We start from the raw sequence: 15,379 nt of genomic DNA, 5'->3' as shown, positions 1-15,379 counted from the left end.
ATCTTAATAGCAATTTTGCAAAGTAGATACTATAAGCTTTTCAAAATTCTTATATTTTTCTAGCAAGTTATTTTCTCCATTAATCATTTGAATCAAATTTACTAGGTCTCTTAATTTTCCTAGCTTATACCAATTCTTTGAAAGCTTTATTTTAGATACCTCTGAATAACTTTTTTCAAATATCGCTATTAAATTTTTATTTAGATATTGTTCTTCTCTAAAAAATTGACCTATATCAGATATTGGATGGCCAGCCATAGCAAACTCCCAGTCCAAAATGCAACTCAATTTTCCATTATGAACTAAAATATTAGTTGGTCTAAAATCTCCATGGACCAAGGAAACTTGTTTATCCATCTGCTCTAAATTTTCTTTGTTTGCTAATATCAATTTTTCTATATTTTTTACCGTTTCAGCTCCTAAACGGTCTCTTGCATTTTCACCTAAAAACATTTCATACCATGTTTCTAAAGGAGGTAAAAAACTTTTCACTTCTAGATTATCATCTAAGAACCCAACTTTTGTATTTGTATAGGTATGATTATGAATTGATGCTAATGTCTTTCCAATATCCCTAATTAAGTTATCCTCTAGAACATATCCAGAATTAATAGCACTTTGCAGGGTTATTCCCTGAGCAAATTCATAAATAGCAAAGGTTCTTAATTCAATGGATTCATCTTGAGATAAAAAATATAGTTTCTGTACTGGTACTTCATTCTTTAATACAGTTAATAATTTCTTTTCTTTTTTCCATGATTCATCATTAATAGGAAATATTCTAAGTAAAAACACTGAATCACTATTCTTTATATGAACAACATAATTTGTATTCCTACAGCCTTCTAACAGTGGAGTAATACTTTCCACTACTAAATTTCTATCAAAAAGATAAAAAAGATGATTAACAATTTTTTTATCTATTTCATAAAAAGGAATAATTCTCTCCAGCTTACAACCCATAGTGCATCACACTCCAACTATATAAATGATTTAAAATAAACCTCAAAATATCTCATTTGAAAGTAACATAATCTTTCCTATTTAAATATCATCTTTTATGTTTGTTTTAATATCCTTCGATAATACAATATTTATGCCTCTTATATTTTTATTATTTCTAATGAACCGTCCCTATACATACTTTTTATAAAATACAATTGTCATGTTATCATTTATTATTTTTCTTTCTTCATCTTGGCAATAACCCATTTTCTCATATAAATAGCAATTTTTCTTCTCCTGCAAAATTGTATCAAGCTCCCAAGTTGTAGCTTGTGGATATAATTTTTCAACCATGCTTATTGTTTGCTGTGCAATGCCTTTTCCCTGAAATTCTGGTGCAACAAATATTGAACCTAATCTATATCTTGTTGTGTCTTCCCACCACACAATTCGAATTCCACCTGCAAGCATGTTATTAAAGATTATCTTATAATAATCACCTAATTTGTAGTTAATCCTGCTTATAGTTTTTTCAAGGGTTTCATTTGCAGGACTTATTTCATAGTCTTGATATTTTTCAAGTAAAGGCATAAATGTTTTAATTTGTAGATTAAATAATTCTTCAGCATCTTTTTGAGTGGCTTTTTTCAGTTGTAGTTTCATTTTATTGTCACCATCTTTCTTATACTAAAAATAACACATATATAGATTTAATATGTGTCTTATGTTTAACTACAAATTATGCTTATTTTGATTTATGATACCAATCAACTGCTCTTCTCTCCAAATTCTTTACAAATGAATCCTTACCTAAACAGTATGCTTCAATATCTGATGGATATTTATTTGCAAGTTCTTGCTTAAGTTCTCCATACTCATATGAGTCTTTTGGATGAGCTCTTAGATAATCCCTAACTGCAAGATGTCTTTCAATATCACAAACATTATTGACATCAAATACATGAACATGATGTGTTCTATTCTCTAAACTTTTTCTAAAATATCGTCTACCTTCAATTCCATATTCCCCCATAGGTTCATATCCTAATTCTTTAAATTTATCGTTATATTGGTCTACTTTTTCAATGTCATGCACTACTGGCATAATATCAATGATTGGTTTAGCCTTTAAATTTTCCACTGAAGCACTTCCAATATGATGAATTTCTATTAGTTCCTTTCCAAGTATTTCTTTTATCTTTTTTGCCTCTTGATTATACATTGAAGTCCATTCTTGGTCATAATTAACAACAACTACTTTCATAATTTATTTCTCCTCTAATATAACTTATTTTTACTTTAATTTATAATTAATAAATTCAACAACTTGTCTATTTTTAATTGTTCACTTTAGATATTATATTCCACAATATAAATCTTTATTTAAATACATAACTTTTTTCTTATTTCATTAAGCCTTTCATTATCTACTTCAAATGCTCCTTTAAATCTATCTTCATCTGGTGTCTCTAGAAATACTTCATCGGGACTTATTTTTTCAATTATTTCTTTAAATAGGTTAATAGCTTCTTCTGTATCTGAATAATTTTTTATAATGGTAATATCTAAAATAAATTTGCCTTTAAACCATTTTTTAAAATTAGCCATGTTATCGATGTATTTTTCTAATGTATAACCTTCAAGAGGCCTTTGCAATTTCTGAAAATACTTTTCATTTGTAACTGCCAATTCTCCTATAACCTCATCGCACAATTCGAGAACTTCTTTATTTTCCTCTTTGTTTAAAAGATAACCATTACTCAGAAGTTTCACTTTTCTGCCTTTATCTTTTATGAGTTTTACAATATCTATTAATTCTTCATTTGCCATAGATTCACCATCAGGATTTATAAACACAATATCAACATCATTTAAATCTAAAAAATTTGATAACTTATTAATAAAATCTTTTGCTTCATCGAAGAAAAATTTTTCTTCTGTTTTTACATCAGTTCTTCCTAATGGACAAAATACACAATCAAAGCTACAAAATCCTTTTGGAAGTGGATTAATATTTACTGTCTTGCATCCATTTTTATCTTTATATACTTTACCTATTGAAAATGCTTCTATTTCAATCACTCCTTATTCACGTATCTCTATAATCTAATACATTTGTTAAATTAATTTATTTAAGTACTATGAATTTATATATTTAATTTTGTATTCCTGCTCAGTCATTAAATATGAAGGATGATTTAGCCCTGTTGGTGGATAAAATTCATCATGTGTATAAGTAAATCCAGGTTTTTTAAGTAATTGAGCAGATGCAGTATTTTTAGGATTGTGACCAGCAAAAATTGCCTTAGCATTAAGATTAGTAAATGCATATTTAATGGCAGCAACACATGCTTCTGCAGCAATGCCAGCTCCCCAATAATTATTTTTTAAATGTATACCCATTTCAAAAATCTTATTTTCATAATCATATGGTCTCAATCCACAACAGCCTACATTTTCATTAGTTTCTTTAAGGTATATTGGCCAATATTGAATATTATAATTTTTATACATTTCTATCTCTTTTTTTAGCCTCTCATAAACTTGTTTGTCTGACATTTTACCATCTGCAACAATTAGTTTTGTTACCTTAGCATTACCCCAAAGCTCTAAAGCATCATTTAAGTCTTCTTCACTCCATACTGCAAATCCTAATCTTGCCGTAGTAAGAAAAAAATCCCTCATTCCATATTCCTCCAACAGTTATAAAATTTTGTATATCTGTTATATCGTTATTATAATAGAAGATACTATAAATTTGCTTTTTAATATGTAATAAAAGTTATATAAGCTTTACATTAATTTTAAAATAAGAAGATTTTCAATTAGTTTTAAAGTACTAATTCATACAAATTACATTCATGAACTCTTTTAAATCTATTTTTAATTTCTTCTTTTTCTCCCCCTACATAATGTGTAAAACAATTACATATAAATAACTTTTTAATTTTAGATTCAGTAATCTCTCTACATTCATTTCCTTCAGTGTAGACATGTAGATATGATTCTTTCCAGTTAAATCCTCTATTTTTATACCAATCATTTACCCACTTATCATCTCTTGTCCATGCTTCAAGTTTTTTTATACCTTTATTATTTAATTTATTTATTGCTTCATTTAATAATAAAGTTGCAATTCCAAGCCCTCTATATTCCGGTAATACTGCTATATGCCATATGACCCCTCCTAATCCATTAGCACTATAGCAAACTTTTCCTTTTTCTGTTTCATACTCTATATCAATTAAAGCTACTATCGTATTATCTACTTCTGCTACTAGTTCAATTGAAGGATTTTCATAATGTTCTTTTTCCCTTAATACATTATCAAAGTATGCACTATCTAAAAAGGATAAGACTCTACACCTTACCCATTGAAAATTATCAGCATCATTATATTCTCTTATTATCATTCATATCCCCCTAAGATAATTAGATTTGTAATACTAACTAAATATTTTATCTTTTATATCTGAAAATGCTATTTCTCGAATATAACTACTGTTTACAATATCTAATAACAAAAAAATTTAAATTTTAGGGCGAACACTGTTCGCCCCTACACCAAATATTTTTTATTTTAAATATATATTATAGATATTTTAATGCATCTACTAATTCCATCTCTTTATAGCTAGAGACAAAATCTCTTAAAATTTTGCAATGTCCTGCTCCATAAATTACTAGAATTCTATCTCCAGGCTCTGATATTGCTTGTAGATTAGCAAAGATCTTTATATTACGCTCATACCATGTAGTAATATAATTTGCTCCATAATATTTATTTCCTGCTCCAACTTGATTTAGAGCCAAATATAAATTACTATGCTCCATTTCTATTCGACTTTCATTATTAAGATAACTTAATATTTCATCAACAGTATTATTCTTTTGTAAATCTTCATGTTCTTTTGCTGTTTTAGAAATTTCTTGATAGAATTTTTCGTGCAATTTAGGTAAATTCTTTTTAGCGTAGTCATCAAGTGGTTCGAAAGGTAGAAATGCTGGAATATCTATTGGATAAATTTTAGGATGATTAAGTCTATTTGCTAAACGAAATCCTAATTGTACTATTTCACTTCGATGTTCGATTATACTGCTTTTTATCTCACCATTATTTGAACGATATTCCAGATAAGCATTATTTAATTCTTTTGATGAAGTCACCTTTGCTTCAACAGCAATTTTGTTTGGCTTAAATTTTGATAATTTATCAACAACTTCAATAATCTCCAATTGTTTTTTATCACTCATTACATCTGCTACTTCAGTATTTACATGATGTTCCCCGCACTTACCAAAATGATATGACCCCAATATCATAACCTGTGCTTTGTTTAAACTATTTTCTACTTTCATAAATTCTTTCCCCCATAAATAAAAGTTTTGTAACAATATATTACACGTAAACTACATATTTCCTTCTTTTATATTATTATTTATATAAATAAAAATAGCGCCAATGATGATGCTATTTTTATTTTCTATTTCTCAATTTTAAAATCTCTTCATTAAAATTATTATTAGCATTAAGAATTGACTCTAACTTCTTTTGTAGATAGATTTACGATTCGTGTTCGTGTATCTGATTTTGAAATGTATATAGCTTCTCCATTATTATCAATGCAATATGAAATAGGAATTGATATTCCACAATTTCTATATGATCCATCTGCATGACTTGTTCCAATTATCATTGTTTTATATGTTTTTGCAATATTTTTCGCCTCATTTATCCACTGGTCAAATTGCTCATCGCTAAACATTCCAACTCCAATTGGATGTGCAATAAAATCAATCGTTTTATTTACATTTTTTAAATCTCTTACACCTTTTAAGATTTCCATGCAGGGTATCTGAAATAAAATAATTAGTCAAAGATGCAAGAATATTTTGTGTCAGACAAGGCGTCAGGTTCCAATGATAGTTATGCTATCACTGGGTTCTGACAACGCAGTATGTCACAAAATAGTCTAGCATACTGACTTTTTATTTTTTTGAAGATGCCCAGGTAAATATCCAATTGTTGTTTTATTATAGTCCACTACCAGTGGGGCATATAGCTCTACATCTTCGTTTGGTGAAGTTTTAGCTCTTTCTAAAATTTTCTCCCCACAATTATTTATTACTATTGCTCTATCTTTATTATTAAATCTGTATGATGTAATAATAGCCACATTATATTTTTTAGCTATTTCACAAGACTCTTCTAAAATCTTTTCATTGGATAAATATCCTTCTGGAAATAATACTATATCTATTTCTCTATTCATCTTTATTTCATTTTCAAGTTGCTCTATATTTTTCTCATGGATTGGTTGCCCTATTAAAACTTTCATATTTACTCCCTTATATAAATTTATTTAACTTTTTAAATTATCTTAATATGAAATATTGTACTTCTAGTTAATTAATTTTTTTTCAAAAACAAGTTGCATTCTTGGTGTATTTTCATCTATAGCTTGTCCATCATCACACCAAGTGCATACAGTCTTACATATTAAACTATACTCTTTGCATAAGTTTATAATTTCATCCTTTGAATATAAATACCAATTAAACTCGTCTATTATATTGGTATTATCATAACTAAGAGTTACATTAAATCTATTTCCTTCTTTTTTTACTTCTTCTTTTATTAGTAGATTTTCTTTAGTAAACTCTCTCTTTCCAACATTTTTTTCAAAAAAATCTTTATTGTAAATATCTAATATAAATCTGCCGCTCTTATTTAACAAACTACTTGTTTGTCTAATGATGCTATTATTAACATCATCATTAAAGTATCCAAAGCTATGCCACATGCTAATTATTCCATCAAAAGAATAAGGAAGTTTCTCTATATTTCTCATGTCATATGAAAAATATTCAACATTTTTATTAGCTGATTTTTCAGCTTTTATCAAAGCATCCTCATCTCTATCAATTCCTAACACATTATATCCATATTCCCCCAACATATTAGAATGTCTACCATAACCGCAACAAAGATCCAATATTTTTTTATAATTTGATATTGGAAGATGTTTCTTTAAAAAATTCACTTCTATCTCAGTATCAGAGACATTTTTACCTTTCATAAATACTTCAAACCATAATTTTGAATACTCGTTTGCCATTTTTTATATTTAGTAAATGACTGTATAATATGTTTCAAAGCATTGATTTTACAGTAATCTTTACTTATTATACACAAAATACTGTCCAATACGTTCTCCTTTCTTTTCAATTTAACAAATTGGAATTTAGCAAAATCCTTAATCAAAAACAACTTGCCATTTATTATCTTTTATTGCGTCAAAACACATTTTTATTTGTTCGTAAACATTTTTATCCTCATCTAAAATAGGTAAATTCTCAAGAGAAAAATAATTGCTTTCTGTTGTTTCATTGTTTTGCTGGAAACTTCCACCCAATACCTCACACAGAACAAAGACCTTAACTATCCCATAAGCATATTGGGGAACATTGTGTTTATTTCTATCTTGTATCGCAATAATCCTTATCGGTTTCACATCTAATCCTGATTCCTCTTTAGCTTCTTTAATTGTGTTTGAAGTAATTGACTCATTATAGTCAACCCATCCACCAGGAAGAGACCATTTCCCCTTTTCTTTTACAAGCAATATTCTATTTTCTTTAAAGATTACTGCTCTTGTTTCTATTTTAGGAGTTTGATATCCTGTTTCATTACAAAATAATTCTTTCACCTTTTCTATCGGAAATCCTGTCTTTATTGCCATTAATTCTGCAGATATTTCTCTTATTCTCTCAAAACGCTCTTTATCATAAACATCTTTCGTATAAGTCAGACCAATTTGAGCTATTGATTGTAATTCCATTGCCAGATTCGTTATTGTATCAAAATCATTCATGATATGTATTTCCTCCAGATTCTGTATTTTCACTTTATATCATCATCTCAACAAACTGTGATTTGTCTAAATAGTTATTGTTTTGCTAATCTCTGTTTTAATCGCTCGTTTTCAGATTTCAATTCCTCATAATCCACCAACTGAACGATAAGATTCTTTTTATCTTGTTCCAGTTTTTTAATATGTCTAAAATGTTAAATAGCTTCTAATTACTTACATTTCAACATCATTAGAACATATGTACAATAGTTATTCTACTGTTTAATAATTATTTCATATTCAGTTTTAAGGTATACTTACTTTACAATCACATATCCTAATAAACCCTTATATTTACTGGTTTTATTAGGATATATTCATCATTTAACTTACTATACATTAACTACTAAAGATAACATTTTTTATATCCCACTTTTACAATTGAAAATTGACGATTGACAATGGAGAATTATTGATACTTCTTATTTATACGAGAAATTTTAAATTTATTTTCAAAGTGACAAAGTCACTTTTATTTAAAAATCTATTTAAAGAAATTAATTTCCACCATAATTGTCAATCGTCAATTTTCAATTCTCCATTGTCTAAGCCGTCCCTTTAATTATATCCTAGGATTCTATGTTCAATATTTTGTTGATTGTTTCTTGAATAATAGGACCACAACACTTACCTAAAGGATTATTAATTTTACATTTCCCATTCTTCATTGCCCCTGTAAGCCTAATAATATCCTTTATATCCTTTGCTCCATCATTAAGGACTGCATTAACAATTTGTTCTTCCGTTACATGGTTACAGTAACATATATATTTAGGATTGACGTCTTTTTTATACCAAATGGGAATTTTCATATCTTGCTTTTTAAATATTATATTCTCATCTAAATCATAATAAACAACTTCACAATCTTCATTTAGGCAAATACGATAATTACTCTCATTCACTTTATCTACAAGATCATCAATTATAAAATGCCTAACAGTTATTCCACTTACTTCTTTAGTATTTCCATTGCATGTAGGACATGCATAAAATTGTTCTGTTAAACCAACAGAATTTTCTTTACTTGCTCAACAAGATATCTTTATGTCTTTACTTTTCATCTTTTATACCTCCAAAATTAAGCTATTAGGACGTAATATTATTAAGTCTTTCCTATAGCTTTATTTAAAATTTATAATTGTTCTTTGAATTTTTTTCTTCTTTAGCATCAAAAATCTTTCTATCATTCATAAGCATTTGAAACTATAATTTATACCTCTTTTCTCTTTGAAATCCATGAATGGAAAGAAAAACTCTTTGGAACCACATACTTTAACAATTGAGAATTGACGATGGACAATGGACAATTTTATTTAATTTACAATTCACGATGCACAATTCACAATTGTGGAAATTTCTCAGTTATCACTGAGAANNTTAAAGAAATTATTTTGCTAAAGAAATAATTTCTTCCTTAATTGTGAATTGTGAAATGTACATTGTGCATTATTTAAAAGTATTCTCTACAACTCCTGGCAATACGCTGTATAATGATTTCCCCATTTTTTCTTCAAAATATAATTTAGTTTCAAAGGTTGCCTTCCATTTATCAATGATATGTTCATGCATTCCATGTCTTAATGCTACATCAACCATTCTTTTCTCCATTAAACAATATCCACTTGGAAGTGCTAATGCATCGCATAATTGTATCAACTTATCATAATCATCATATTTTGTAGTTTCAATATAATCTTTAACAAAATTATATTCTTCATCGCTACAGTAATCCCATTTACCAAAGCTGCTTCTTATGTCATTACAGTTAAATGAATGAGTTAAACAAATTCTTGCTACTTTATGATATCCTTTTTCCATGGCAAAATTATAGCCAAGTAAAATATGTTTCATATATGTTGGCCCGAATCTTACTCCAATGTCATGGAGCATACCCAGAACTAATGCAACCTCTGGATTTAAATCCTTGCAATTCTTTGCTATTAATTCTGCTGCTTTTCCAGCATTAATTGAATGTTCTATCCAAGGACCTGGAAACAATCTTTTTCCATCCTCCAATAATAATCTTGCTTCCTCTATGCTTGGAACCCCTTCTTCTAAATAATTTTTCATATTTTTACCCCTTATTTAAAATTATTTTATAAGCACATCCTGTCTATTTGTGTCTATATTCAATGCAAACTAAAAAATTCCTTTTTTACAAATATATAAAAGATAACTTGTTTAATTGAAAATTAGCTGTTAATAAAAAAATGGCGAACACTGTTCGCCGTTACATAATTATCTTCCAACCCTTAGGTGCAGAGTTCTACATCTACATTATTAAATTTTACAATTGAAAATAACACTAATTTAAGGAATCGGATTTTTATAACCTTTCTTAATTATATCCTCGTAGTTAGGAGGTAGCACATAACTTTTTATATGTTCAAATTTTTCAATTTTAACATCTCCCAAGCCTTCTACTTTAACAGTTATGTAGTCGAGTCCCACACTGTTATGTGGTCCTATATAGGAATCAACTTGAAGTTTTAATCTAAAAGAGAATGTTCTATAACCATTCGGTCTTTCAGCCTTCAGTACATATACTGTGTACGGAGCAACCATTGGAGTCTGCGTTAGGTACTTTGAGTAGTATTTATCAACTTCATTCTGAATATATGGTAACAACAATGATATAAAAATATCTTGATATAATTCTTCTCTTGATTGCTCTGGTGGCTGATACGGTATATTTGGCGGATATAATGTATTAGCAGAAACAAATATAACCTGAAATCCTAACATTAGGATAATTAGCATTATAATAGGTTTATTAGTCTTTCTCATTATCTCACTCTTTTCACTCATATTAGTATTATTATCTGCATTAATATTAAATTCTTACTGGAAATTAGAATAATATTGAGCATAAATGTCAATAAAAATAACATTGATGATGCTAATATCAATGCTATTTTTTCGTTAACTTATATACTTTTTTATGTTTTACACATCAAATATTAATTATTTTGATTATCCATTGATTAAACTGTTTTCCTATAGCGGGAGATATGGCGAACACTGTTCGCCGCTACAAAATCTATTTAAGAAATTAGTTTGATTAAAACTAATTTCAACCACAATTGTCAATTGTCCATTTTCAATTCTCAATTGCCCAATTATGACCCTGTAGATTTATAGTGCCTAACTCCAAAACGCCAAAGTATATAGGTTGGAATTAAAAATAAGAAAGAAATTATTGGCGATAACATATGAAAAATTTTGTCTTCTTGATATTTATCTATAAGAAATAGAAAAGGATAATAATTAATAAATGCAAGCGGAATAACAAAAGTAAAAAATTTTAATACCCATTCTTTATATATGTCTAATGGGTATTGTGCAAGCTCTCTACCACCGTCAGTAAAAATATTCATAAATTCTAATCCTTCTAAAGTGAAAAAACATATTGATGCATATATTATAAACAAGCAGAAAAATAAACATACTCCACCTGCTATCATTAAAGTAAGTGCTAATATTTTTTCCAAATTCCAATGAACTCCACAGGTAATTATAGCGTAAATAAATACAATAAATGCTTGTCCAAATCTCCCAATTTTTGTGAGCTCTATCTTAGATCCTATTATCTGCAATATTTCATTTTGAGGTCTTACCATAATTCGATCAAATTCGCCATTAGATATCATCCCAGAAAATCTATCAAATCCTCTACCAAAACACTCTGCTAGTGCAAAGGACATATATATTGTACTAAAGCACAATAATACTTCATTAAAGGTATAATTCTTAATACTTCCAAATCTATCAAAAAGAAAATACATACTTATAAATGAAAAAAGAGTTGTTAATGCTTGTCCTATTGCAGTAAGTATAAATGAAGTTTTATATTGCATAGCTGAATGTAAATGAATAGAAAGATATTTAATATATAGTTTCATACCTTAACCTCCTTGTACAACTACACGGTTTAATGTTTTTGATAATAAGGCCTTACCAACTACAATAAGCACTATAGCCCAAATTATTTGTAATGTAATTGTCCTAAAGATATCATCTAAAGGAATATTTCCGCTGTAAATTCTAAATGGAACGTTTTGCATAGCTCCAAAAGGTGTAAGATATATATATTTAGTCAACCAATCTGGTAAAAGTGGTAAAGGTACAAGTGCTCCAGAGAAAAAATCGGCAGTCATAACCAGCGCCATTCTCACTCCCATAGGAGAAATGGTGTAAAAAGTGAATATATATACTAACATACAATATGATACAACTACAATGAATGCTAAAAACATAGAAAGAATAAAAAGAATACCTGACATATATGAGCTAGGTAAAGTAAATCTATATGGTTCTGGTAAGAGAAATGCAATAATCAATATTGGACCACATCTTAAAACCGCTTTTGAAAGTCTCAATGAGCAATTTTTAGCAAACCATATATTATAAATATCTAGTGGTCTACACAATTCATAAGAAACATTTCCTGTTGATATCAAATCAAAAATATCATTATCTAAAAACCATGTCATAAAAAGCGCTAAAAATGCTTGCTGAAGCCATATGTAGTTTGAAAGCTGTGAAAATTCCATAGGTGACATTGTGGGATTACTATTATAAAAGGTTTGATATAACATTATATACATAAATCCCCAGGCAAATTGAGTAACTATCCCTGCATATGAAGCTACTCTATATTGAAGTCCGTTTATAAATCTAATTCTAAAAAATGATAAATATGCCTTCATATCTTATACTCCTTGTATAAACCAACTACTACATCATCTACTGTAGCTGAGTTAACACTAAAGTCATTTAATTCAACCTTTTCAGCTAAATAAGACATGGCAGATGAAATTGATATAATCTCCGTATCAACTGATACAACTGCATGTCCAGAGTATTTTTCTACAAAAGCTAATCCTTTTGTTAATTCATTTATATCACCATTATAGTCTAAAGTTATCTTTCTATTTTGATTAAACTTTTGCTTTAAATCTTCTAAGTCACCATCGAGTAAAACTTTTCCTTGACCAATTAAAATTATTCTTTTAGTAAGAGCATCTATATCTTGTGTGTCGTGGGTTGTAAGTATAATAGTAGTTTTATTTTCTCTATTAATAGTTTTTATAAAATCTCTTACTGCAATTTTGGATACTGCATCAAGACCTATAGTAGGTTCATCTAAAAATAATATCTTAGGATTATGTAGTAGTGATGCTGCTATTTCACATCTCATACGCTGTCCAAGACTTAATTGCCTTGTTGGCACTTTAATAATATCTTCAATATCCAGTAAATCACTAATCATATTCATATTATTTTTAAAGCTTTTATCAGGAATTTTATATATATCCTTTAAAAGCTGAAAAGAATCCTCAACAGGAACATCCCACCAAAGTTGAGAACGCTGACCGAATACAACCCCTATGTCTCTTACATAATTTATCCTATCCTTCCATGGAATTTTTCCATTTACATAACATTCTCCACTATCAGGATGAAGTATACCACTCATTATTTTAATGGTAGTACTTTTTCCAGCACCATTTGGTCCTATATATCCTACCATTTCCCCCTCATCTATAGTAAATGATATGTCCTCAAGTGCATTTACTACTTGATAATCCCGTTTAAAGAATGACTTAAAAGCATTACCTAACCCTCCTTTTCGTTTAGAGACACGGAAACTTTTTGATATTCCTTTCATTTCAATCATTTTGATCCCTCCAATCCTTTAATTGTATTTTTTAATTAATTATTCATCGCGCTAATATATTTTACCATAATGACCTATCAATGCAATAATTTTATCTAATTCACAGTTCACAATGCAAAATTCACAATTATGGATATTTCTAAGCATTAACCTTCCACCCCTGGGGTTTATAACAAAATTGTATATTTAAAACAAAACTAAGTAGTCATAAAATTTAAATCTGTAACTATTTTCTATTTAAACCCCTGGGGTTTTAGTGTTGTATCTTTGAATAAGTATCCTAAATTACCTAAAGAAACCTTATTGATATTTTAATAAGAATATTATTAAAATTGTTTTAAAGGAGGTAATTTATCATGATCAGCAGAAAAATGGAAAAAGTTTTTATAAAATTAATTAAACCAATTTCTAGGAATAAAGTAAATTATTTAGCAAACACGTACAATAGTGATTTCAAAACAAAAACTTTTGATACTTTTTCTCATGTAAAATCAATGATATTTCTACAGGTTTCTAATTATAACTCACTTCATGCTTTAGTTGATGTTTATAAGGAAACACCAAGTATACAAGAACTTTTTAACTTACCAAGTATATCTCAAATATCTCGTAAAAATGAACAAAGAAATTATCAGGTTTTCGAAAAAACTTTTCAAGATATTGTGAGCTATTTTGTAAAAAGAGTTGGGTTTAATAAAGCTTCAAAGAAATTAGGAAATATAAAAATTATGGATTCTACTACAATTCAAATAGCTGCTAAATTAGCTCCGAAGCTTTATTATGAATGTGAAAAATCTTCAATTAAATTTAATATACTATATAACTATACAAAAGATATTCCTGAAAAAGTTAATATATTTCCTTCAAAGATTAGGGATATGGATTGTATAGACAACATTATTATGGATGATGGAAGCATATATTTATTTGATAGAGGATATCGTAGCTATAAGTGGTATAGTACGCTTTATGATGATAAAATTCAATTTATTACTCCACTGTATACAGATGCTAAGGTGTTTTATTGTGGGGAAAGATATTGTTCAAAAGACAATGTATTAGATAGAGATATATTATTAGGTGCCAATGCAATTAAAAATAAAGATACAGATGAAAATAAAAGAGTATATAGGGAAATTACTTATACTGATATTAACAGTAAAAATGAAGAGGTAGAAATAAGATTATTAACAAATATGCGTAATATATGTGCAAGAAAGGTAATTTATCTTTATAAAATAAGATGGAAAATTGAGTGCTTTTTCAAGTGGATTAAGCAACACCTAACAATTAAACATTGGATAGGTCACAATGAAAATGCACTCAAAATACAGATTTACTCTGCATTAATATCTTATATATTATTGCAAATTTTAAATATAGAATCTAAAAAGAACATGACCATGTTAAAAGTAATACGAATAATACGAACTAACTTATTAATGAACGTTCAAGATGTTCCACTATTTGGAACATGATTTTAGCAAAAATTTAAAATTTTTTTAAAAAATACTCGCAATAATATTTGCATTATTACTGTAAATATATTGATAAAAATATGTAAATTGCTATTAAATACAATAATTACCTATAAATTTATCAAATAAATATTAACATGTGTTTCTATATTTTATTTTTCTTGGAACGATGCAACACTAAAACCCCTGGGGTGTAGTATGCTAAGGAACTATATCTGCGGCATTAAACAATATTTAAATTATATTGCTTATCTCCATAATAGTAGTATAAGCTCACTGATCTTGTTCCGCCCTATACTGCACCTCAGGGGAGCTCCTGAAGGGCTTCACTACTGTTCCCCAGAGGTGGTGAGACTGAC

18 protein-coding genes are annotated in these 15,379 nt (G+C 28.2%); 1 reads left to right on the top strand and 17 read right to left on the bottom strand.

Going from position 1 to position 15,379, the window contains the following annotated elements; genetic code table 11:
* Positions 1 to 3: 3 nt before the first annotated feature.
* From B3603_RS10785 to B3603_RS10700, 17 genes are all read right to left on the bottom strand, one after another.
* A complete protein-coding gene (locus B3603_RS10785; RefSeq protein ID WP_291564493.1) occupies positions 4 to 963 on the bottom strand; it encodes a phosphotransferase family protein in 960 nt (319 codons plus the stop codon).
* Between the two features lie 171 nt (positions 964 to 1,134).
* Positions 1,135 to 1,608: a GNAT family N-acetyltransferase gene (locus B3603_RS10780; RefSeq protein ID WP_291564489.1), complete on the bottom strand. Its 474-nt coding sequence runs from the start codon at positions 1,606 to 1,608 to the stop codon at positions 1,135 to 1,137.
* 82 nt (positions 1,609 to 1,690) lie between these two features.
* The gene (locus tag B3603_RS10775; RefSeq protein WP_291564486.1) at positions 1,691 to 2,209 is read right to left on the bottom strand and encodes a GrpB family protein; all 519 of its coding nucleotides are present in this window, start codon (positions 2,207 to 2,209) and stop codon (positions 1,691 to 1,693) included.
* A gap of 119 nt (positions 2,210 to 2,328) precedes the next feature.
* Complete coding sequence (locus tag B3603_RS10770; protein WP_291564484.1) at positions 2,329 to 3,027, bottom strand: radical SAM protein; 699 nt, start codon at positions 3,025 to 3,027, stop codon at positions 2,329 to 2,331.
* Between the two features lie 57 nt (positions 3,028 to 3,084).
* Entirely contained in the window at positions 3,085 to 3,630 is a 546-nt protein-coding gene (locus tag B3603_RS10765; RefSeq protein ID WP_291564481.1) for a GNAT family N-acetyltransferase, read from the bottom strand.
* 146 nt (positions 3,631 to 3,776) lie between these two features.
* A complete protein-coding gene (locus tag B3603_RS10760) occupies positions 3,777 to 4,358 on the bottom strand; it encodes a GNAT family N-acetyltransferase (RefSeq protein ID WP_291564478.1) in 582 nt (193 codons plus the stop codon).
* 178 nt (positions 4,359 to 4,536) lie between these two features.
* Entirely contained in the window at positions 4,537 to 5,304 is a 768-nt protein-coding gene (locus B3603_RS10755) for a DUF5694 domain-containing protein (RefSeq protein WP_291564474.1), read from the bottom strand.
* Between the two features lie 170 nt (positions 5,305 to 5,474).
* Positions 5,475 to 5,792: a hypothetical protein gene (locus B3603_RS10750; protein WP_291564471.1), complete on the bottom strand. Its 318-nt coding sequence runs from the start codon at positions 5,790 to 5,792 to the stop codon at positions 5,475 to 5,477.
* Positions 5,793 to 5,918: 126 nt separating this feature from the next.
* Positions 5,919 to 6,284, bottom strand: a complete 366-nt coding sequence (locus B3603_RS10745; RefSeq protein WP_291564468.1) for a hypothetical protein — start codon at positions 6,282 to 6,284, stop codon at positions 5,919 to 5,921.
* A gap of 63 nt (positions 6,285 to 6,347) precedes the next feature.
* Positions 6,348 to 7,064 (bottom strand): class I SAM-dependent methyltransferase, encoded by a 717-nt coding sequence (locus B3603_RS10740; RefSeq protein WP_291564465.1) that lies wholly within the window; start codon positions 7,062 to 7,064, stop codon positions 6,348 to 6,350.
* 138 nt (positions 7,065 to 7,202) lie between these two features.
* Positions 7,203 to 7,820 carry an NUDIX hydrolase N-terminal domain-containing protein gene (locus tag B3603_RS10735; protein ID WP_291564461.1) on the bottom strand — a complete coding sequence of 206 codons (618 nt, stop codon included), beginning with the start codon at positions 7,818 to 7,820 and terminating at the stop codon, positions 7,203 to 7,205.
* Between the two features lie 608 nt (positions 7,821 to 8,428).
* On the bottom strand, positions 8,429 to 8,923 hold the full coding sequence (locus tag B3603_RS23115) for a Csac_0668 family 2Fe-2S cluster-binding (seleno)protein (protein WP_349676808.1): 495 nt from the start codon (positions 8,921 to 8,923) through the stop codon (positions 8,429 to 8,431).
* 385 nt (positions 8,924 to 9,308) lie between these two features.
* Positions 9,309 to 9,932, bottom strand: a complete 624-nt coding sequence (locus tag B3603_RS10720) for an HD domain-containing protein (protein ID WP_291564458.1) — start codon at positions 9,930 to 9,932, stop codon at positions 9,309 to 9,311.
* A gap of 240 nt (positions 9,933 to 10,172) precedes the next feature.
* Positions 10,173 to 10,670 (bottom strand): DUF3888 domain-containing protein, encoded by a 498-nt coding sequence (locus B3603_RS10715; RefSeq protein ID WP_291564455.1) that lies wholly within the window; start codon positions 10,668 to 10,670, stop codon positions 10,173 to 10,175.
* Positions 10,671 to 10,981: 311 nt separating this feature from the next.
* On the bottom strand, positions 10,982 to 11,764 hold the full coding sequence (locus B3603_RS10710; RefSeq protein ID WP_291564452.1) for an ABC transporter permease: 783 nt from the start codon (positions 11,762 to 11,764) through the stop codon (positions 10,982 to 10,984).
* A gap of 3 nt (positions 11,765 to 11,767) precedes the next feature.
* On the bottom strand, positions 11,768 to 12,571 hold the full coding sequence (locus B3603_RS10705; RefSeq protein WP_291564449.1) for an ABC transporter permease: 804 nt from the start codon (positions 12,569 to 12,571) through the stop codon (positions 11,768 to 11,770).
* On the bottom strand, positions 12,568 to 13,542 hold the full coding sequence (locus B3603_RS10700; protein WP_291564446.1) for an ABC transporter ATP-binding protein: 975 nt from the start codon (positions 13,540 to 13,542) through the stop codon (positions 12,568 to 12,570). The genes B3603_RS10705 and B3603_RS10700 overlap by 4 nt, the downstream gene beginning before the upstream one ends.
* A 356-nt stretch (positions 13,543 to 13,898) precedes the next feature.
* On the opposite strand from B3603_RS10700, the gene B3603_RS10695 reads away from it, so the two are divergent.
* On the top strand, positions 13,899 to 15,020 hold the full coding sequence (locus B3603_RS10695; protein WP_291564443.1) for an IS4 family transposase: 1,122 nt from the start codon (positions 13,899 to 13,901) through the stop codon (positions 15,018 to 15,020).
* The last annotated feature ends 359 nt before the right edge of the window (positions 15,021 to 15,379 follow it).

Origin of the sequence: Clostridium sp. UBA2485 (assembly GCF_002341865.1) — a bacterium.
Lineage (GTDB): Bacteria > Bacillota > Clostridia > Clostridiales > Clostridiaceae > Clostridium_J.
This window is presented reverse-complemented; position numbering and strand designations above follow the sequence as displayed.

Bases quoted from the DNA above. Each gene is read 5' to 3' on its own strand.
- B3603_RS10785 (WP_291564493.1), bottom strand. From the start codon at position 963: ATGGGTTGTAAGCTGGAGAGAATTATTCCTTTTTATGAAATAGATAAA.
- B3603_RS10780 (WP_291564489.1), bottom strand. From the start codon at position 1,608: ATGAAACTACAACTGAAAAAAGCCACTCAAAAAGATGCTGAAGAATTA.
- B3603_RS10775 (WP_291564486.1), bottom strand. From the start codon at position 2,209: ATGAAAGTAGTTGTTGTTAATTATGACCAAGAATGGACTTCAATGTAT.
- B3603_RS10765 (WP_291564481.1), bottom strand. From the start codon at position 3,630: ATGAGGGATTTTTTTCTTACTACGGCAAGATTAGGATTTGCAGTATGG.
- B3603_RS10760 (WP_291564478.1), bottom strand. From the start codon at position 4,358: ATGATAATAAGAGAATATAATGATGCTGATAATTTTCAATGGGTAAGG.
- B3603_RS10755 (WP_291564474.1), bottom strand. From the start codon at position 5,304: ATGAAAGTAGAAAATAGTTTAAACAAAGCACAGGTTATGATATTGGGG.
- B3603_RS10750 (WP_291564471.1), bottom strand. From the start codon at position 5,792: ATGGAAATCTTAAAAGGTGTAAGAGATTTAAAAAATGTAAATAAAACG.
- B3603_RS10745 (WP_291564468.1), bottom strand. From the start codon at position 6,284: ATGAAAGTTTTAATAGGGCAACCAATCCATGAGAAAAATATAGAGCAA.
- B3603_RS10740 (WP_291564465.1), bottom strand. From the start codon at position 7,064: ATGGCAAACGAGTATTCAAAATTATGGTTTGAAGTATTTATGAAAGGT.
- B3603_RS10735 (WP_291564461.1), bottom strand. From the start codon at position 7,820: ATGAATGATTTTGATACAATAACGAATCTGGCAATGGAATTACAATCA.
- B3603_RS10720 (WP_291564458.1), bottom strand. From the start codon at position 9,932: ATGAAAAATTATTTAGAAGAAGGGGTTCCAAGCATAGAGGAAGCAAGA.
- B3603_RS10715 (WP_291564455.1), bottom strand. From the start codon at position 10,670: ATGAGTGAAAAGAGTGAGATAATGAGAAAGACTAATAAACCTATTATA.
- B3603_RS10710 (WP_291564452.1), bottom strand. From the start codon at position 11,764: ATGAAACTATATATTAAATATCTTTCTATTCATTTACATTCAGCTATG.
- B3603_RS10705 (WP_291564449.1), bottom strand. From the start codon at position 12,571: ATGAAGGCATATTTATCATTTTTTAGAATTAGATTTATAAACGGACTT.
- B3603_RS10700 (WP_291564446.1), bottom strand. From the start codon at position 13,542: ATGATTGAAATGAAAGGAATATCAAAAAGTTTCCGTGTCTCTAAACGA.
- B3603_RS10695 (WP_291564443.1), top strand. From the start codon at position 13,899: ATGATCAGCAGAAAAATGGAAAAAGTTTTTATAAAATTAATTAAACCA.